We start from the raw sequence: 19983 nt of genomic DNA, 5'->3' as shown, positions 1-19983 counted from the left end.
CTGTTTTTTTTAGGAACCGATCCTGATTCGTTTTCTGACGGACTTTTTCTTTTCACCGACCGATGCCACCGCTTTTATTTTGACGGTTCCAATTATTCCTTGATTCGGCTGGATATACGCAGCGAAACGGCCGTCATCACCTGTGACCACTTTGCTATCTTTAAAAAGAACTTGCTCATGGGACGTTGTCAGTTCCACCTCAACGCCTTTTAGTGGAAATCCGTGTGACGTAAGCTGACCCATGATTTTACCGCCATTTGAGGTAACGGGTCCTTCCGGAATCTCAAGTGTCATGACCGGCCTCGCTGGCAGGCAGCCAGCTGACACATCGACTGTCACCGAATCAAATTTACCATCGACTGTGGCACTCGCCGTGAATGATGCAGGCTGAAAAGGCGTTCCCGGATCCACTGCGATCACGGATGTAAATACACCTTCATCATCGGTTATCGGATTGGACGGAAGGAATTGCAGTATCGGTGAACCTGTCAATGAGACGGTCCGATTGGCAAGCGGCTGTCCATCGCAGGATAATGTTCCTGAAATGACGGCCCTGCAGCTGATCCTGTTCCGTTTCAGAGTACTCAACGTGATGGACAGGTTCTGACATTTCACACACAGGACGGTGACTTGACGTGTAATGGATGAGACTTGCTTTCCGCCAATCATGGTACTTGCCGTGATGGTGATGATTTCATCGATATCCGGGAACAGGACAAGTACAGCCGTATATGTGCCGTCCGCAGATGTAATTGCAGGATTAGGGGCAGCGATCACTTTATTGGAGGCAGATTGAATCGTAAACGTGATTAGAGCACCTGCTATCGGCACTCCGTCACAGGTAAGCTTCCCGGTCAGCTGTGTTCCCCGGCAGCCGACGGTATCTGGAATTGGATTCAAGGTCAGGAGAGGATTGAGGCACACGATGCAATCCACACGGATCGTAATTTCATCTTCAAGCGTCACGGTACCGACTTGGGCAGTTGCCGTTATTTTGACGCCCGCCGTGATCTGAGTCCCGGGTACAACCGTCACCCTCGTAGAAAAACGGCCCGTACTGTCCGTCACCGGAGTGTCGTCCTCGAATTTCAGTCCGTCGAAGGATGATTTCAGGTTCACCGTCACCCCCTGCAGCGGCCTGAAATCACACAAAATCCTTCCGCTGATGATACCCTCACAGCTGATCGCTCCAACTTCATCCAGCTGAAGCACCGGGTTTTCACACACGCCGGGAGGAAAGAAACCGCATCCTTTCGGAGGCAGCGTGATCTTACAATGAGTTTCTTTTTTAGGCACGACTTTCATTTTTCTAAGTTTTATTTTTTTCACACGATCATCCCTTTACGCAGACTCTTGTCTTATTTTATTCAGCATAAATGGGACGGTTCGTACAATCCCCGGATTTGTTGAAAATAGTCTGTCCGCCTAAAAAGGTCAAATGAAAAAAGACCAGAGGCTCCCCCCTGATCCTTCTTCTTGTTTGCCTACAACAGATAAAACCCGATTCCCATAATAAAGTACGCAGCCAGCAGGGTCAGTCCTTCAAACCAATTCGTCTCCCCGTCATTCGAGATGATGATCGTGACGAGGACGGCTGAAACCATCGCGACCAGTTCAGGGAGTGTGAAGACAAGCGGCATGCTCGTTTCGAACAACAATGAAATGAACACGAGCACAGGTGCCACGAACATGGCAATCTGCAGGGTGGAACCGACGGCGATTTCGACGGCGATGTCCATCTTGTTTTTATAGGCCATGATGATGGCGGATGCATGCTCGGCGGCATTCCCGACGATCGCGACGATGATGACCCCTATGAACAGCTCACTCCAGCCAAATGCAGTGCCAACCTCTTCAAAGGTATGCACAAGGCTTTCCGATACGTATGCAACGGCTGCCGTGGAAGCCGCCAGGATGAGGAGTGCCTTCCCTTTGCTCCATTCCGGCTCTTCTTCATGAGCATTCTTGTCTCCAACCTCTCCATGCTGATAAACACCGCGGTGCGTGACAAGCTTGAAGAAAAGGGCGAACAGATAAAGGGCAATCAGGATCCCTGCCACCCCCACACTCATCACCATCGTGGCACGTTCATTCATTTCCTGTGCGAATACTTCCGGAATGACGAATGCCACGATGACCGCGAACATCAGCAGGCCCGAATTGTGGCGTGCATCAAACACATTGAATTTCTGCCGCTTGAATTTGATTCCGCCCACGAAGAATGAAAGCCCCGCCACCAACAGGAGATTACCGAGTACAGATCCCGTCAATGAAGCGAGCACGACTCCGATGAGTCCTGCTTTTAACGCAAATATTGAAATGATGAGTTCAACCGCATTTCCGAATGTGGCATTCAGCAGCCCGCCGATTCGCGGACCCGATATCACCGCAAGACTCTCCGTCGCCCTGCCCATGAAACCTGCAAGCGCGACGATCGTCAGGCAGTAAATGACGAACATCAAGACGGTCGGCCAGTGCAGCAGGCTGCCGATGACCGATATCGGGACGCCGGCCAGTACAAGGATTAAAAAAATTTTGTTCACAGTGCAGTCCTCTTTTCCTGTTTATATTTGTAAGGTCCCTTACTAGTGTATGGAGTGAGATTTTTTTTTTGCGAAGAAACTCATGAAACTATCATGAAAAGCCACATTAATAGATAGAACTTTTTCAAGGAGGAACTTTCTATGACCAACACACTGAAAGACAAAGTAACTGAATTATTTTCCCACCACAAAATCGGGACACTGGCCACCATCCGCGACAATAAACCATTTTCACGCTTTATGATATTCAATCATGATGGTCTTACTCTCTATACCGCCACAAATGAGCATGCCCACAAGGCAGAGGATATCTCACAGAACCCGAATGTCCATATCCTGCTCGGCTATGACCGTGATTCAGATCATGAACATTATGTAGAAATCGAAGCAGAAGCATCCGTTGAAGAATCTGCAGAACTCAAGAAGAAATTCTGGTCGGAAGAGCTCAGGCACTGGATCGCGAGTCCGGATGACCCCGAATATCTCCTATTGAAGCTCAAACCCGTCACCATCCTTTACTACGAAAAACCTGGCAAAGAACCTCAAGAACTGTCGCTTTAGCCGGTGTTCTAATCAATAGATGCCGTGGCGGGCCATCAACCTATCAACCATATTCCACCTATTCTTATAGTTGAAACAAAACGGGCCGTCAAAGGATAACTTTCCCTTTGACGGCCCGTCTACGCTGCAGTATAAGATTACTTTGCAGCAAGTTCAAACGTTTCTTCAATTTTGATTGAGTCCTGGACGGATTGGACCATGGAGCAATTTTTACGCGTAAGCTTCATGGCTTTTTCGATTTTTTTCTCATCCAGGTTTTCTCCCTTGATTGTGAAGTGAAGAGAGATTTCTTCCACTCGGTTCGCTTCGTCTTCGTTTCGCACGACATCCGCTTTGATATGGATATCATCGAAATCGATGCGCATTTTCTCGAGCACCTTGCGAAGGACGCCTCCACTGCAGACTGCTACTGATGATACGAGAAGCTGGAATGGGCGGAATCCGTATTCTTCATTGCCGGATACCTCCAGCTTCCCGAAACCTAAATCAGAATAAAAACCGCCTTCTTGCATCTTGAATTCCATGTAAAACACCTTCCTCATTCATTATTTCTCTAAATTTTACTCCATACCCCTCCCCATTGCCAAACAATCGATTCCGGGGTACCATCTAATAAGGAAAAATCACTAGTTTAGGAGTTTTGCAGATGAATCAATCTCATTCATTCCGCTTCCGGGTGCTTGTGGCCATCGTGGCTATTTCGGGCTTTTCACAGGGGATGCTCCTCCCGCTGATTGCCATCATCTTCGAGCAGGACGGCCTCTCCTCTTCGTTGAACGGCCTGAACGCTACCGCACTCTATATCGGGATCTTACTTGCTTCACCTCTCATGGAAAAACCGCTTCAAAAAATAGGCTACAAACCGATGATCATCATCGGCGGGATCATCGTTGCATTGTCACTCTTTCTGTTTCCGTTATGGAAATCATTCTGGTTCTGGTTTGCACTCCGCCTCTTCATAGGGATCGGCGACCATATGCTCCACTTTGCCACCCAGACATGGATCACATCTTTTTCACCTAAAGAACACCGCGGAAGAAACATTTCGATCTACGGCGTATCGTTCGGTATCGGATTTGCAGTCGGACCTCTGATGGCACAGCTCATCGAATACAGCCAGGCTCTTCCGTTCATTATTTCATCTCTTTTGAGCCTTCTTGTCTGGAGCTTCGTGTTTAAGCTGAAGAATGAATTCCCCGAACAGCATAATCTCGGCAGTGCTTCGTTCCTGGGATCATTCCAGCGCTTCGGCAAGGTTCTGAAATACGCCTGGGTCGCGCTTCTTCCGCCGCTCGGCTACGGATTCCTTGAAGCATCGCTTAATGGGAATTTCCCGGTATTCGCCCTCCGGAATGGAATCTCGATCGAAGCCGTCTCAATCCTCCTGCCCGCATTTGCTGTCGGAAGCATCATTTCTCAGGTGCCGCTCGGCGTCATGAGCGATAAATACGGGAGACAGAACGTGCTGCTGGTCGTCATGATGATCGGATTTATGTGCTTTACCGCTGCCGGCTTCGTCTCGGAATCGACGATCGGATTGTTCACCTGCTTCACACTTGCCGGCATGGCGGTCGGATCGACTTTTTCACTCGGCATCAGTTATATGACCGATCTCCTGCCGAAGGAATTGCTTCCGGCGGGAAATATTATGTGCGGCATTTTTTTCAGTTTCGGAAGCATGATCGGCCCGTTCATCGGCGGAATCGTCATCGAATGGTTCAGCGGACCGAGCTTCTTCTATCTGATCAGCTTGATGATGCTGTTGATTTTTGTGAGTCTGCTTGTCTTTTCCCTGCAAAACAGACGCCGGGAAGTCTCACAAAATAATTAATCCGCACAAAACCCTTTCCTTTCTCATATAGATATGGTACTATCAGATTATAATAATTATAAATTAAGAGATTCTTTAAAAAGTCCATTCAAAACACATATAGATTTGCTGTCATCCTTAACAGGTGGCAGCTTTCGTTGTTTTATAGGGATAATGACGTTGATTATTATTCTCAATTAGGAATCCTGATTTTCAGTTAATCAAAGGAGGAGTACCATATGAGCTCACAGTCCAAAGCCCTTTCAATCGGAACACCGAAGGAACAAAATCACTTCCTTGAAAAAGTAAAACCACACGCAGAATTGATTGCCGCCCTCATAAGCGGTGTGTTCATCTTGCTCGGCTGGCTTTTCTCGAAAGGAGACAGTGATACCCTCAGTGTCGTCTTCTATCTGCTCGCATTCGTCATCGGCGGGTTCGCAAAAGCCAAGGAAGGAATCGAAGAAACGATTGAGAACAAGGAACTCAATGTCGAGATGCTGATGATTTTTGCCGCGGTCGGTTCCGCAATCATCGGCTATTGGACAGAGGGTGCCATCCTCATCTTCATCTTCGCGGTCTCAGGAGCGCTCGAAACATATACGATGAACAAAAGTCAGAAGGAAATCTCCGCACTGATGGAAATGCAGCCGGAGGAAGCCTGGCTCGTGACATCCTCGGGTGAAAAGAAAGTCCACGTATCCACGCTTGATATCGGTGACCGCATCCTGATAAAGCCCGGAGAACGCGTGCCGACTGACGGAGTGATTGTAAAAGGAACGACGTCCATCGACGAGGCAGCCATATCCGGGGAAGCCGTCCCAGTGACAAAGGAAGCAAACGATGAAGTCTTCGCAGGAACGGTCAATATCAACGGTGCTGTCACCGTCGAAATGACTAAGCCGAGCAGCGAAACCCTGTTCCAGAAAATCATCGATCTCGTGCAATCCGCACAAAGTGAGAAATCCCCGTCCCAGTTGTTCATTGAACGCTTTGAAGGCACATATGTCAAAGTGGTCCTTGCCGTCGTCTTCCTGATGATGTTCGTCCCTCACTTCCTGCTTGGATGGAGCTGGACGGAAACCTTCTACCGTGCGATGGTCCTGCTCGTCGTCGCTTCACCGTGTGCACTGGTAGCATCGATCATGCCGGCCAGCCTGTCCGCGATTTCAAACGGCGCGCGGCACGGGATCCTTTTTAAAGGAGGGGCTCACCTCGAGAACCTCAGCAACCTGAAAGCCATTGCATTTGATAAAACAGGGACGCTTACAAAAGGAAAACCCGTCGTAACCGATACACTCGTTACAGAAGGCTACGACGAAAAGGAAGTCATGACGGTCATCGCTTCCATTGAAAATCAATCGAACCACCCGCTCGCCCAGGCCATCACCGGCCACGTGCGCAGGGAATTGAAAGCTGACCTTATCCAGCCGGATTCACTCGAGGACGTATCAGGCTGGGGTGTAAAAGCTGCTGTCGACGGTTCAGAGTGGAAAATCGGGAAAGCTGAATTTGTCGGGAAGGAGCTGGCCACGGCTTTCGAGAACGGAGCCTACAGCGAATTGGCATCACACGGCAAGACAACGGTTTTCGCAGCCAAAGACGGGGAAATCGCTGCGTTGATCGCCCTGAAGGATATCGTCCGTCAGGAAACGGCCGAAGCCTTGCAATTACTGAAACAAGAAGGCATTGAAACGATCATGCTAACGGGAGACAACGAAAAGACAGCCCGGGCCATCGCAAAAGAAGCAGGCGTCACCTCCTTCATCGCAGAATGCCTTCCTGAAACGAAAGTGGAAGAATTAAAGAAACTGAAAAACCATATCGGGACAGTCGCCATGGTCGGGGATGGAATCAATGACGCGCCGGCTCTCGCCACAGCCAACGTAGGCATCGCGATGGGCGAAGGAACCGACGTGGCACTCGAAACAGCTGATGTGGTCCTGATGAAGAACGACCTCACCCGAATCGCAGAAGCAATCAAACTATCGAAAAAAATGAAGCGCATCGTCCAGCAGAACGTTGTCTTCTCGATTGGTGTCATCATGATCCTGATCGCATCCAACTTCCTGCAGGTGCTTGACCTTCCATACGGGGTCATCGGGCATGAAGGAAGTACGATCCTGGTTATTCTGAATGGGCTGCGGTTGTTGAGATCATAAAGAAAACCACCTTCGTATGAGTAACGGATTCGGTTTTGAAGTACAAAATTTGAATTAGCAGTGCTTTTCGCACGGTAATTTTCAGTTGAATTAGTAGACACTTTAGAAGTGAAATTAGCAAGTGTAAAAGCTCGGAGCCATCATACTTCGAGCTTTTTTATCATCATTCTTTATTAAAGATTAGCACCCTTACGTTTAACAAGGAGAGTCGGTTCCCTGGCGTTTGAAAATTAGCGGAAGAATTCCGTTTAAATCGAAAAATGCCGGTATTTCACGGATAATAGCCGGAGTTTTTCCGCTTATAGTAAAATTTCCGTTACGTATTGTTCCTTATTGAGCAGTTAAGCGGAACTTCTCCCCTTATTTCAGCGTTTTAACCCTCCTCCAGCTGCCTTAGACGGAATTTCTCCGCTTATAAATCTACCCCGGAATAGGATCATCTAAGCAGTATGATTTATTGCGGGATTACTTTAACAAGTATCATTCCCCCCCGAATATGCCTCCTTTCATTTTTTACAAATTTCCAAAGGCCTGTTTGCCATTTTTAACACACCAATTTGCATAGCAATAAGCACTCGAATACATACGGTTCAAATAACTTCTGGGGGTGCGAATTCGAATGTTAAAACTCCTAAAAAGGTCATTGAAAACCTTGTTATTAACAAAAATGAAGCAGTCCAATTCAGTTACGAATTGGACTGCTAATTTGCGGGCGAATCAAGTTTTTATACTTGGAAACCGAAACCGCCTTCGTATGAGGGCGGTTTTTTCCTATTCACTTACCGTGCTTCTTCAACATTTCTCTTGAAAACTCCTCTGATTTCCCCTTTGGAATGCTGAGGCTCTCCCAGCGTTCATTTTTCAGGAGTTTGCCGATATAGACAAGCTGGCCCACATGATAAGAATAATGGGCAAGCTGCCTTTCAATGGCATCCAACACCAAGTGGCGCTCGCCGCGAATGGTGACCGTTTTTAATAGATCTTGCTCCGTGAGTTCCTCTAATGCATCCATCAGGGTTTGCCAGCCCTTTTCCCACACAATGGCCACTTCAGACTTTAAAGATAAATCGTTCTGGAACTCCCCGTCCCTGTTCCGGTAGTCTTTTTCACCGTCGGCAGTCAAAAAGTCCGTCCACCTTGAAACCATATTCCCGCTCATATGCTTTACGATGATTGCGGCACTGTTCGACGCACTGTTATCGGTCCAGAAGATGTCCTCTTCCGATAGTTGTTCCAACGTTTTATCCCCAAGACGTTTCACACTCATAAATCGTTTAAGGATGACTCTTATATACTCATTCCCCAGACTCATATTGCCCCTCCTTCTACCATTCTCACTATCTCTCCAATGACATTTGCCACTTCCGCTTCATCCCTGATGACAAACAGATGGTCCGCTTCCCCTTCATCAGGAGCAATCACATTGCCTATTCCAGTCTCTTCATTTTGACGAGCCAGCACTTCTTCGAAAGCAGTGGCATTCCTGAATATGATTTTACTTCTGGTGCTTGCCGCAATACGCTTCTGGATTAGTTTATCAGGCAGATCGAAGTGGACCAGGATGCTTTTGAACCCATTGCTGTGGAAGTAGTGGAGCAGTTCCTCTCTTCCGCTCCTGTTCCGGTTTGAATTGCAGATGATGAGATGACAGTCTGTATGCCCGACTGCATGGTCGACAATAGTTTTCGAGACTGCATATTTGATTGTATTCGGCCCCTCTTTCGCCAATAACTTTCTATAATAAGTATTGATGAATTCCGCGTGGCGGTCCTGGTCTATCACGACGGCATTCTCCATTTGCTCTTCCAATTTATCCGCAAACGTCGACTTTCCGCTGTGGGTCTTGCCGACGGTCATGATGACGAAACGATTCATTCTATTCCCCCGTTCGTTCTATTTCAATAGTTTTATGAGCTTCTCCCTGTTCCTATCACCGCTGATTTTAAAATTATCGCCTTCCCCGGCCCTGATGATATGTGTATACCGCCCTGAGCTTTCCCATACCCTGAACTCATCTGTGCCGCCGTCTTCATAAGTGACCGTGACCAGGTAGTCTTCATGATTGGCCATTTCATAGATGGTATTCTTCTCGTGCCTTGCTCTGTTCAGGCTTTTGGTGAATATCTTGATGGAATACTGATCTGTCAACACTTTGCCTTGATCATATGACTCCGTTTTATGGTTGTACGCTTGTATTTTCATCCGTTCAATATTGGAGATGCCGTTGTAAAAGTACACATAGGCGCCGAAACCAAGAACCGACAGTGCCAGTAGAATCAGTACCCACTTTTTCATCTGCCTCACCCTTCCCATTCACCACTTATACATCCTTATTTTACCATAACGCTCCGTTTAGCTCCCTCCAAATTCCCCCCAAAAAAACGCCCCTTCACTAGGGACGTTTCTCCGTTTTATCTATTCTGATACTCAAGCTTTCGCAGCCAAGCCGTAAGAAGTACGGCCCCGGCCACCAAGATTGCCCCTATCCAAGGTGTATGGATCAGTCCGATTCCGTCGACGATGAGGCCGCCGACGAATGATCCGATCGCGATCCCGACATTGAATGCAGCGATATTGAGGGCAGAGGCCACGTTAACGGCTGACGGCACATATTTTTCCGCCAGGTCAACGACCAGGATCTGAAGACCCGGAACATTCATGAACGCAAACAAGCCCATGAGGAAGATGGCAATCAAACCGGCAATCTTGAATGGCGCAGCAAAGGTCAACCCGACGAGGATGACTGCCTGCAGAATGAACATCCAGAATAATGCCTTAAGTGGATTTCGATCGGATGCTTTCCCTCCGACGACGTTTCCGATCGCAACAGCGATTCCATATACAAGCAAAATGATACTCACCCATTTTGAGCTGAAGCCTGTGACATTTTCCAATAGCGGTGTCAGGTACGTGAACGCGACGAATGTACCGCCGTAACCAAGTGCCGTAATGGCAAATGCCAACAGTAATTTCCCATTACGCAAAATTTTTAATTGCTCGCTGAATTTAGCCGGCGGTGTTTCTTTTAGATTTTTTGGTACAAGGATTGAACTTGCAATGATTCCGATGACCCCGAGCAGTGCCACTCCCCAGAATGTCGCTCTCCAACCGAATGCCTGTCCGATGAACGTGCCAAGCGGTACTCCCGTTACCGTTGCAACTGTCAGGCCGGTGAACATGAAAGCGATGGCGCTCGCCCGTTTATGGGCAGGGACAAGGTCTGCAGCGATCGTCGAACCGATCGAGAAAAAGATACCGTGCGAAAATGCCGTGATGAATCGTGCCACAAGAAGCAGACCGAAACTGGTTGAAAGGGCTGAGACCGAGTTGCCGACAATAAACAGTATCATTAGCGACATCAAAAGCGACTTCCTGCTCATTTTGCTTGTCAAAGCTGTAAGGACCGGGGCACCGATTGCAACTCCGACCGCGTAGCCGGATATCAACAATCCGGCGAGCGTGATTGAAATCGACAAGTCATCCGCAATCGATGACAATAACCCGACCGGGACGAATTCAGTCGTCCCGATTCCGAAAGCGGAGATCGCCAGCGCCAGCAGCGCAGGCGTGCCTCCTTTTGTTTTTGAGTGGTTCATTGTATGTGTATGAGAACTCATTAGAGAATTCCTCCTTATTGATTAAATCTGACGTGAGAACCGACTTTTTCATTTGATTTTAGTTGAAACGCAGCATTTTGAACTGAATTTCGTTAATTAATTGCTTGAAAGACCGTTTTGAAGCTGTAAAACTATTCCCTGGCTGCACGTCAGGACGATTTATTATCAAAAACGGGCAGTTTATTATCAAAAATCCGATTATATTATCAAAACCGGATGATTTATTATCAAAAATCCAATTTTATTATCAAAAAGCAATATGTCTTCAAAAACGGATGCTGCCCCAGTCTGAATCAGACTCCTAAACTAAACAACCGGTACTCACGAAGGCGCCTTTCGCTTTCCCGCCTATCCAACATTATGAGGGGTACGGTTCCATAATGGAATTACGCACTTTAAAGTGCTGTAGGCACCCCGGAGTTTCATAGGTACCCCAAAGTACCCAATAGGATGATCCGGAAATTTGCCGTACCATCAGAGTACAGGGTTGATTATGCATCCTTCCGGAAACCTTGGGAAGTACGCACTTTAAAGTGCAATAGGTACCCGGGAGTACCCATAGGACGCCAATCCGTCCATTAGGCGGTGTATGATCGGTTATGTTATATTCAACTGTAAAGAAGCGAATGAACACTACAATACGGAACAAGATATACAGGTAGAAAAGATCCTTAGAGGAGGGTTATTAATGAAAAAGTACAATATCCCCGTGGAAGCCGCGCTTGAAGTGATCGGCGGTAAATGGAAAGTCGTCATCCTTTGCCATCTTATCGACAACGGTACGCTGCGCACCAGCCAGCTGAAGCGGATGATGCCGAACATCACGCAGAAAATGCTCACCCAGCAGCTGAGGGAACTTGAAGCAGACGGCGTCGTCAACCGCATCATTTATAATCAGGTGCCCCCGAAAGTGGAGTACGAACTGACTGATTACGGCACCTCCCTTGCCCCCGCCCTGCAGATGCTTTGTTCATGGGGCGAGCAGCATATTGAAAAAACGATTTCTGAAGGTGAAGATGTATTAGTAATTTCTGGAGAAAACGAATGACTGTAAACGCAAAAAACACCCCGATCTGAAAGGATTCAGGGTGTTTTCCTTTTACTAAAAACCAGCCATCTTCATGAGGGGGGAACCGGATGTTTTGACTTCATAATACGACCTGTATTATATTAGTTGACGCATCAATGATTGACCCCTCAATCATTTGAAGGAGGAGGATGCTTTGTCCGGCGAAGAAACGATTTTACGTCATTTCAATGACATTTATAAACAGCTGAGCCCGAAGTTCGAACGCTGTACAGGGATCAGCCAGTCACGCCTCGATCTGCTGCACAAGCTGATGGAAGTCGATGAAATCAGCCAGCGTGCCCTGCAGCGGGAAGTGAATATAGACAATGCGGCTGTTACAAGGCATTTGAAGCAGCTTGAAGCTAAGGGAATGGTATCCCGCAGAAAGAATCCGGACGACAACCGGATTACGTTTGTCAGCCTCACAGATGAAGGCAGGGAAAGAATCGCTTCTCTGTGTAAGGAAAAGAAACAGTTCATCGCACAGATGCTGAAGGACTTCAGCGAGGATGAACAAGAGATTCTTTCGGATCTGCTTATGCGAATCCAGCAAAATGTAAAAGATATTCAATAGTAAAAATAAAAGGAGTTTTTCAACATGAACACAACAAGAATCAATGACTTTCAAGAAATCATTTCAGGACGCCGCTCAATCCGCAACTACGATCCGGCTGTCAAAATCAGCAAGGAGGAAATGACTGAAATCCTGCAGGAAGCGACACTTGCCCCTTCTTCCGTCAATCTGCAGCCGTGGCGCTTCCTTGTTATCGACAGCGCTGAAGGCAAAGAAACATTGGCTCCGCTCGCCAAGTTCAACCAGACGCAGGTAAAGACATCTTCAGCTGTCATCGCTGTATTTGTTGACATGAACAGCCTGGATTACGCTGATGAAATCTATGATGAAGCCGTTGAAAAAGGCTATATGCCCGCTGAAGTCAGGGACCGCCAGCTTCCTGCGATCAAAGGCCTTCTTGATGTGATGCCGGCAGAACAATATAAAGAAATGAACCTGATCGACGCCGGCCTCGTATCCATGCAGCTGATGCTTGCAGCCCGGGCACATGGCTACGACACCAACCCGATCGGCGGCTATGAAAAAGACCAAATCGCGGAAGCATATGGAATGGACAAAGACCGCTACTATCCCGTCATGCTCATCTCCATCGGTAAAGCAGCCGATGCAGGCTACAAATCCGTCCGCCTGCCGGTCGAAAAAATCACAGAGTGGAAATAATCCGGGACAAGGGGACAGGTACACTGTCCCACCCCGCTATTACTATAAAAGAAATGAGGAATCCATATGATCATCATCCACGCACATTTTCAAATCACCCCTGAAAAAGAAGGTGCATTCCTTGAGGAAATGCACTCTCTGGTCGCTGCCTCACGGGCAGAAGACGGAAATGTCTCCTACGATCTGATGAAATCGACAGACACAGACCATCATGCATACACAATGGTTGAAATCTGGAAAGACCAGGCTTCCGTGGAAGCTCACAATACAAGCAGCCACTTTACTTCATTTGCGGGAAGAGCGCCGGAGTACATGGCCGCTCCAATCGATGTGCAGATTTTTGCCGGTGAGAAAATCGAGAAATAATACTGAATAAAAAAGACCCTCTTCGTGACGGGTCTTTTTTCATTTTCACCTTTCCATCATCCTTACTTCTGTCTCTAAATGAAGCACAAGTTTATAAAATCCGACCAGAATTAAGAGAAGCAAAGGATCTTCAAGGGCTGAATACTCCCATTTCCACCAGCCGTATTGAAAATATCCCCACGGCTCAGGCAGTCTTGTCGCCAACTCATAGATCAGCAGACCTCCCGTCCATACCGCCACATAGGAAAACTGCTTCAAAAAACCTTTTCCGAAGGGAAAAAAGTTGAGGAACAGTATGTTCACAGGCGGCAGCAAGATAGTATGTCCCATCAATCCCGGCCAGCTGATTCCTTTATCGAAATACCAATATGCCATATGCTTATATTCGACGATCAAGTCATGTGTCAGCTGAAAGGCAATCGTAAACGTCCATATATGCAGTTTATTATTCCTTGTCAACCGGCCGCTGCAAAAATAAGCTGCCGAATTGAATATGATTATGGCTAGTATAAGTCCTATCATTATATAATCCTTTGCAAGCAATATTTCTTTTAGTATTATACAAAAATTTACAATCATACTTTTTTCCAAAACTCCATCATTTTTAAATGTTGAAAAGGTTCGGCAAACCGATATTTTCGCGAAATAATTTTTTCCTATTGATTTATCGTAAGGGTTTTCTTATAATAAGATTTATCGAATTTTCTCGTGCAAACGGTTGCATCCTACTTTAAACATTTAAATACAACTAGACAGGATGCAAATCCGCCTTTCATTTTTACATTAACAAATGAAAACGCACACAATCTTTTTTGAAAACGAATACACGATAGATATTGGTATTAAAGGAGGAAACAGATTTATGAAGAATTTATTGTCATTTGACTTCTGGCAGAAATTTGGGAAAGCATTACTCGTCGTAGTGGCTGTCATGCCTGCTGCGGGAATCATGATTTCGATCGGTAAATTGATCGGAATGACGGTTGGAGACCTCGCATTAGTGCAAACGATTGCAAGAGTAATGGAAGACATCGGTTGGGGGATCATCACGAATTTACATATCCTCTTCGCCGTCGCCATTGGGGGATCATGGGCGAAGGAGCGGGCCGGCGGTGCATTCGCCGCGCTCATCGCATTCATCCTGATCAACCGCATCACCGGGGCGATTTTCGGAGTGAACGGGGACATGCTTGCCGATCCTGAAGCAACCATCTCTTCCCTTTTCGGGCAAACGTTGATTGTATCTGATTACTTCACATCCGTTCTTGGTGCACCTGCATTGAACATGGGTGTGTTCGTCGGGATCATCTCCGGTTTCCTGGGAGCGAATCTTTTCAACAAATATTACAACTTTGATAAACTGCCGGACGCTCTTTCGTTCTTTAACGGTAAACGTTTCGTGCCATTCGTGGTCATCGGCGGATCAGTTATTACAGCGATTGCATTATCCATCGTCTGGCCGTTCATCCAGGGAGCCCTGAACGATTTCGGTCAATGGATCGCGACTTCTCGCAACAGTGCGCCGATCATCGCGCCATTCATTTTCGGTGCCATGGAACGTCTGCTGCTGCCATTCGGACTTCACCATATGCTGACGGTTCCGATCAACTACACCGAGCTTGGCGGAACATACAAGATCCTCACGGGATCGAATGCGGGTTCAACGGTAGCTGGACAAGATCCATTATGGCTTGCCTGGATCGCCGACTTGAACAATTTCCTTAAGGCAGGTGATACAGAAAGCTACAAGCAATTATTGAATGACGTTACACCTGCACGTTTCAAAGTGGGTCAGATGATCCTTTCATCAGCTGCCCTTATCGGTATCGCCTTCGCGATGTACAGAAACGTCGACCAGGATAAAAAGAAAAAATACAAGTCCATGTTCTTCTCAGCAGGTCTTGCTGTATTCTTGACTGGTGTGACCGAGCCGATCGAATTCATGTTCATGTTCGCTGCACCGCTTCTTTACGTGGTATACGCCATCATGACAGGTCTTGCATTTGCGATCGTCGATATCATCAACATCCGCGTACACTCATTCGGATCAATCGAGCTGTTGACGCGTGTTCCGATGATTGTTAAAGCAGGACTGTGGATGGACCTTGTCAACTTTGTGATCGCTTGTCTTGTCTTCTTCTTCCTGAACTTCGGGGTTGCCAACTTCCTGATTAAGAAGTTCAACTTCCCGACACCGGGACGCAACGGGAACTATATTGAAGACGAAGCAGCAGGAGGAAATACTGCTGTTAAAAAAGATTCCATCGCTCCGCAGATCGTCGCTTTACTCGGCGGTCAGGAAAACATCGTGGACGTGGACGCATGCATGACCCGTCTTCGTGTCACCGTTAAGGACACTAACCTTGTCGGCACCGAAGCGGAATGGAAACAGAACGGTGCTCTCGGACTGATCCTCAAGGACAAAGGCGTACAAGCCATCTACGGTCCGAAAGCCGATGTCATCAAATCCGATATTCAGGACCTTCTTGGAGCCTAATGATGAAACTGCTGACACTGAACTGCCATTCCTGGCAGGAAGACAACCAGCTAGAGAAAATCTCGGTTCTGGCGCGTAAGATCGCAGAGAAATCCTACGATGTCATCGCCCTCCAGGAAGTCAGCCAGCTGATCGAGAGCGAGAACGTTTCGGGAATTATTAAAAAAGACAACTTCGCCCTTGTTTTACTTGGGGAGCTTGAGCGGCATGGCGTCACCGATTATCGTCTCGTCTGGGATTTTGCCCATATCGGCTATGACGTCTACGAAGAAGGCGTCGCGATTTTGACAAAGCATGATATCGTCGAAGAACACCGCTTCTTCATATCCAAAAGTCACGACCAGTCCTACTGGAAGACACGCAAGATCGTCGGGGCCACGCTTTCCTATCACGGCCGCCCCCTTTCCTTCTACTCCTGCCATCTCGGATGGTGGGAGGACGAAGAGGAACCATTTCAGTATCAGGCAGACTCCCTGCTTGAAGGGATTTCGACTGAGTCCCCTGCCTTTTTAATGGGGGACTTCAACAACAACGCCCATGTCCGAGATGAAGGATATGACTATCTTTTAAGGAAAGGTCTCGAAGACACCTTTGAGCTTGCCGCGGAACGTGACGATGGTGTGACTGTTGAAGGGGAGATCGCCGGCTGGGATGAGAATAAAGTGGACTTGCGGATAGATCTTGTTTTAGCGAATGAGCGATTCGATGTGGCTTCTTCCCGCGTTGTGTTTAACGGGGAAAATGAAGATGTGGTTTCGGATCATTATGGGGTTGAGGTTGTGATTGAGGATTCTTCTTTAAAATTGAATTAGTTTTTTTGCCCGCCTGATTGAATAGGCGGGTTTTTATATAGCTAAAAACATGATTTGTTAAGCCCTTTTGGGAAAAACAAAGTAAATTTAAGCCCTTTTTGGATGAAAAGGACTTGTAGTTCGTTACGTAATACGGTGAATAAAGTGCATGCAAGTCATAATTGTGCCGCTTTCTGATTAATTGAGCCAGTTGTCGAATTTTCCCGGTCGATCGTATATCCACATCCATCGATTCACCCTGCTGCCGAAATCTCCTATCCAGAAACATTTTGAAACCTCCCCCTCTCCTCATCCGTATATAAACCATACACAGAAATAGACCTTTGAAAGGGGTACACCAAATTGGGTAATATATTTTTATTTTCAGTGATTGTCGGATTGATCATGGCGCTTCTCTTGGTCCCGGTCACTTTTACAAAAAAGAAAGAAGGCAAAGCGAATCCTTCCGTGTTCGGGATGATCGCAGCCACCATGATCATTACGGTCATCGGTGCCTTTATCTTCTATTACATGACGAATCTCGACCGCAACTTTACGTCGATGTGGATTCTATTCATCATTGCAGCAGGTGCCGGAGCTGCTTTTGCAGCCGGTAAGGAACGTATGATCAAGGGAGCGATTTTCCTCATCGGTCTTGGTGTCGGTGCTTACTTCCTGACTGCATTCGTCTTCAATGCCGATGAGAAGTATCAATCGGCCAAAATGGATGTGAAAACGGAAATCGAAGCATTTGATGAGAACGAAACTCCAGCGAGCGTGCCTCCGAAATTTGCACGCAACAAAATGAAAAAAGCATTCGGCCAAGTACCGAATACCAGTTACTATGAACTTGGACGTCTGCAAATCCAGAAGGTGAACGGTGAGTATGTCTACATCGCTCCGGTCGAATTTTCCGGATTCTTCAAGTGGATCAAAGGAGACGAAACACCTGGTTACTTCACGCTGAGTGCGACTGATTCATCAGCAAATCCGAAATTCATGAAGGAAGAAATGACCTACACTCCATCTTCTTTCTTCAATAAGAATATTGAACGTCATATCCGGATGCAGTATCCAAAATATATTTTCAACGGTGATCCGCAGCTGGAAATTGACGATGAGGGCAAACCGTTTTATATCCGCACTTACGGTAACTTCATCTCTGCCCGTAATGGATTTGAGGCAGAAGGAATCGTCGTGGTGGATCCTCAGAACGGCGAGACGAAATCCTATAAGCTGAGTGAAGCCCCTGACTTTATAGACGGTGCGGTGTCACCGGAAACGGTCAGTCTGCAGAACAGCTACTTCGGTAACTATGTCCAGGGATTCTGGAACAGCGTTTTCGGTAAATCGGAAGTGAAGCTGCCTTCTGATGAAGGAACTGAAGCGAATGTCAGCCCTATTTTCACCGAAGACGGCGAAATGTACTACTTCACTGATTTCACGTCTCCGAAAGAAGGCGTCGATTCGATGCTCGGGTACTCCCTGACCAACTCACGGACAGGCGAGGCAACATTCTATACAGGCAATCTTGAAGAATCCTACATGGATTCACAGGGTGCCCTGCAGATCATCCAGAAGAAATTCATCGAGAAAAAATGGGACGGTGAAATGCCGGTTCTTTACAACTTCTTCGGTGAAGCGAGCTGGCTGACACCGGTACTTGATGCGAACGGATTCCTGCAAAACTACTTCATCGTATCAGCAGCGAACCCGGAGGTTTCTGCCTATGCCGATACGCCGAACCAGGCCATCAAGAAATATAAAACCGCCATGCAAAAAGGCGGCGGCACAGTGGACGGCAGCTCCAAGGCTGAAGAAAAGCAAGCAGCCGGAACCGTCGTACGCGTATACAAAGAAAAGGTCGGTGACTACACGGCTGTCTCCTTCCTATTGAATGACGGAAAGAACTACCTCGTTTCTTCCGAGCTCAGCCCGCTGGCGATTTACCTGAAGGAAAATGACAAAGTGAAGGTCACCTTCATGGATACAGGCGAAAGCTTCCTGCCGGTGAAGGAATTGAGGATTGAGGGATTGGAATAATGGATAAAATCCAATAAATATTGTCTATAAGCAGCAAAATTTCATGAGCGGTTCTAAATACCGCTCATTATTTCCGTGCAAGACTTCGCTTTCCGCGGGTAGCCAGTGGGCCTCCTCGTCACTGCGTTCCTGCGGGGTCTCACTTGTCCAGTTGCAGGGCTTAGAGGCACATGTCATAAGTCAAACCGACCAAGAAGGCAAAGAGCGCCTTCGTGGCCGATTCGCCTTATGCCACCCGCCTCTGAGCAAAGCCCTTCCGCTTTTCTCATAAGCTACTATTCCCGCAGGAGTCTTCGTCTTGCACTCCAATCAACCGCTGGAACGACTTGAAAATTATACGTACATTTGTACACTTATTTTAAAACCCAAACTAATTTGAATCCATGTATTCATGATAGTTTGGGTTTTCTTCTTTTATCCTATCCTCATTTATTTTTGGCTTGATTCCAGGAACCTTCTAATTCCACCAAGATCGAACTCTTCATTCCAGTGGACATAATGGCCGCCATCCAAGGAATGATAGGTTACCAGGTCTGTTCTTCGTTCCATGTACATAACTGCTTTTCTCGTAGCAGCCGCTTCTTTTTCATCGATTCCTTCAAACGTTGCATATACAAGGTGGACGGGTACCTTCACCTGCTGCAGCAATTTGGGCAGGTTCAGGTTGTAATAGCCGAACATCAGGTTCAGTGCATCGATTGAAAAGTCCACCTGCGATTTCAATGCAAGCCTTACATGAGGAGTATCGGGGATGGAGAATCTACGGCAAAACTGCTCTGTTTCTGCTTCCATGTCCCTCTCATCCGAGCCATCTTCCCCAGAAAACAAGGGCTCAAGCCTTTTCAGGAAGCGACGGCCAAATACTTTGACCCCAACATTCAAAAGGGGTAACGCGTACGCGAAGGTTCCGAACTCTGCTGCCGGAATCCGTGGAAATCGTTTATGGCCCTGATCGAGCAGAACCAGCTTGTTCATCCTTTCAGGAAAATGAAAGGCAAATGCCAGAAGGAGCGCTCCTCCCATAGAATGACCGATAAGAAACGCTTTTTCGATTCCTTCCCTATCCAAATATCCTTTTACCCACTCTGCCATTTTCATAGAGTCGGCCGTACCCTCGATTTCCCCGCTTCTCCCAAAACCGGGAAGATCGATCATATGAGTCTCAAAACCTGAACTCAAATGCTCTGCTATATTCAATCCTTCGTTTCCTGAAAATCCTGCTGCTGGGAGAAAAAGAATCGGTTTACCGCTGCCTGCCCTATCTACGTGATAATCGTATGTATCCATGGC

General features: G+C 47.1%; 19 protein-coding genes. 10 read left to right on the top strand and 9 right to left on the bottom strand.

Features of this window, described 5'->3' with window-relative positions; translation table 11 throughout:
- Positions 1–9: 9 nt before the first annotated feature.
- Both BHE18_RS16385 and cax read right to left on the bottom strand, forming a co-directional pair.
- Positions 10–1329 (bottom strand): hypothetical protein, encoded by a 1320-nt coding sequence (locus BHE18_RS16385; RefSeq protein ID WP_071619588.1) that lies wholly within the window; start codon positions 1327–1329, stop codon positions 10–12.
- Between the two features lie 155 nt (positions 1330–1484).
- Positions 1485–2543 carry a calcium/proton exchanger gene (gene cax, locus BHE18_RS16380; RefSeq protein WP_071619587.1) on the bottom strand — a complete coding sequence of 353 codons (1059 nt, stop codon included), beginning with the start codon at positions 2541–2543 and terminating at the stop codon, positions 1485–1487.
- Between the two features lie 141 nt (positions 2544–2684).
- Between cax and BHE18_RS16375 the strand changes: the two genes are divergently transcribed.
- A complete protein-coding gene (locus tag BHE18_RS16375; protein WP_071619586.1) occupies positions 2685–3104 on the top strand; it encodes a pyridoxamine 5'-phosphate oxidase family protein in 420 nt (139 codons plus the stop codon).
- 137 nt (positions 3105–3241) lie between these two features.
- On the opposite strand, the gene BHE18_RS16370 is transcribed toward BHE18_RS16375, so the two are convergent.
- The gene (locus tag BHE18_RS16370) at positions 3242–3628 is read right to left on the bottom strand and encodes an OsmC family protein (RefSeq protein ID WP_071619585.1); all 387 of its coding nucleotides are present in this window, start codon (positions 3626–3628) and stop codon (positions 3242–3244) included.
- Between the two features lie 122 nt (positions 3629–3750).
- On the opposite strand from BHE18_RS16370, the gene BHE18_RS16365 reads away from it, so the two are divergent.
- Positions 3751–4935: an MFS transporter gene (locus BHE18_RS16365; RefSeq protein ID WP_071619584.1), complete on the top strand. Its 1185-nt coding sequence runs from the start codon at positions 3751–3753 to the stop codon at positions 4933–4935.
- Positions 4936–5153: 218 nt separating this feature from the next.
- The gene (locus BHE18_RS16360) at positions 5154–7076 is read left to right on the top strand and encodes a heavy metal translocating P-type ATPase (RefSeq protein ID WP_071619583.1); all 1923 of its coding nucleotides are present in this window, start codon (positions 5154–5156) and stop codon (positions 7074–7076) included.
- A 775-nt stretch (positions 7077–7851) separates the two neighbouring features.
- Here the strand turns inward: BHE18_RS16360 and BHE18_RS16355 are convergent.
- From BHE18_RS16355 to BHE18_RS16340, 4 genes are all read right to left on the bottom strand, one after another.
- Positions 7852–8388, bottom strand: coding sequence for a DUF1572 family protein (locus BHE18_RS16355; protein ID WP_071619582.1), 537 nt, complete (start codon positions 8386–8388; stop codon positions 7852–7854).
- Positions 8385–8951, bottom strand: coding sequence for an ATP-binding protein (locus BHE18_RS16350; protein ID WP_071619581.1), 567 nt, complete (start codon positions 8949–8951; stop codon positions 8385–8387). The genes BHE18_RS16355 and BHE18_RS16350 overlap by 4 nt, the downstream gene beginning before the upstream one ends.
- Before the next feature lie 18 nt (positions 8952–8969).
- A complete protein-coding gene (locus BHE18_RS16345; protein WP_141771904.1) occupies positions 8970–9371 on the bottom strand; it encodes a hypothetical protein in 402 nt (133 codons plus the stop codon).
- 116 nt (positions 9372–9487) lie between these two features.
- Positions 9488–10693, bottom strand: coding sequence for an MFS transporter (locus tag BHE18_RS16340; RefSeq protein ID WP_071619579.1), 1206 nt, complete (start codon positions 10691–10693; stop codon positions 9488–9490).
- 688 nt (positions 10694–11381) lie between these two features.
- Here BHE18_RS16340 and BHE18_RS16335 point away from each other — a divergent pair.
- The 4 genes from BHE18_RS16335 (at position 11382) to BHE18_RS16320 (ending at position 13362) form a co-directional block, all read left to right on the top strand.
- Positions 11382–11741: a winged helix-turn-helix transcriptional regulator gene (locus BHE18_RS16335; RefSeq protein WP_071619578.1), complete on the top strand. Its 360-nt coding sequence runs from the start codon at positions 11382–11384 to the stop codon at positions 11739–11741.
- Between the two features lie 175 nt (positions 11742–11916).
- On the top strand, positions 11917–12336 hold the full coding sequence (locus BHE18_RS16330; protein ID WP_071619577.1) for a MarR family winged helix-turn-helix transcriptional regulator: 420 nt from the start codon (positions 11917–11919) through the stop codon (positions 12334–12336).
- A 24-nt stretch (positions 12337–12360) separates the two neighbouring features.
- Positions 12361–12996 carry a nitroreductase family protein gene (locus BHE18_RS16325; protein WP_071619576.1) on the top strand — a complete coding sequence of 212 codons (636 nt, stop codon included), beginning with the start codon at positions 12361–12363 and terminating at the stop codon, positions 12994–12996.
- Positions 12997–13062: 66 nt separating this feature from the next.
- Positions 13063–13362 carry a putative quinol monooxygenase gene (locus tag BHE18_RS16320; protein WP_071619575.1) on the top strand — a complete coding sequence of 100 codons (300 nt, stop codon included), beginning with the start codon at positions 13063–13065 and terminating at the stop codon, positions 13360–13362.
- Positions 13363–13407: 45 nt separating this feature from the next.
- On the opposite strand, the gene BHE18_RS16315 is transcribed toward BHE18_RS16320, so the two are convergent.
- Entirely contained in the window at positions 13408–13884 is a 477-nt protein-coding gene (locus BHE18_RS16315) for a hypothetical protein (protein WP_071619574.1), read from the bottom strand.
- Positions 13885–14224: 340 nt separating this feature from the next.
- On the opposite strand from BHE18_RS16315, the gene BHE18_RS16310 reads away from it, so the two are divergent.
- The 3 genes from BHE18_RS16310 to BHE18_RS16300 all read left to right on the top strand — a co-directional run bounded on the left by BHE18_RS16310 (position 14225) and on the right by BHE18_RS16300 (position 18693).
- Positions 14225–15859: a PTS transporter subunit IIBC gene (locus tag BHE18_RS16310; protein WP_071619573.1), complete on the top strand. Its 1635-nt coding sequence runs from the start codon at positions 14225–14227 to the stop codon at positions 15857–15859.
- Between the two features lie 2 nt (positions 15860–15861).
- Positions 15862–16671, top strand: a complete 810-nt coding sequence (locus BHE18_RS16305; protein ID WP_071619572.1) for an endonuclease/exonuclease/phosphatase family protein — start codon at positions 15862–15864, stop codon at positions 16669–16671.
- A 342-nt stretch (positions 16672–17013) separates the two neighbouring features.
- A complete protein-coding gene (locus tag BHE18_RS16300; protein WP_071619571.1) occupies positions 17014–18693 on the top strand; it encodes a hypothetical protein in 1680 nt (559 codons plus the stop codon).
- 429 nt (positions 18694–19122) lie between these two features.
- Here the strand turns inward: BHE18_RS16300 and BHE18_RS16295 are convergent, their stop codons facing one another.
- The gene (locus BHE18_RS16295) at positions 19123–19980 is read right to left on the bottom strand and encodes an alpha/beta fold hydrolase (protein WP_071619570.1); all 858 of its coding nucleotides are present in this window, start codon (positions 19978–19980) and stop codon (positions 19123–19125) included.
- Positions 19981–19983: the final 3 nt, after the last annotated feature.

It is taken from the genome of Rossellomorea aquimaris, assembly GCF_001877785.1.
Taxonomy (GTDB): domain Bacteria; phylum Bacillota; class Bacilli; order Bacillales; family Bacillaceae_B; genus Rossellomorea; species Rossellomorea aquimaris_A.
The sequence above is the reverse complement of the archived record's forward strand: the minus strand, read 5'-3'. Positions and strand labels throughout refer to the sequence as shown.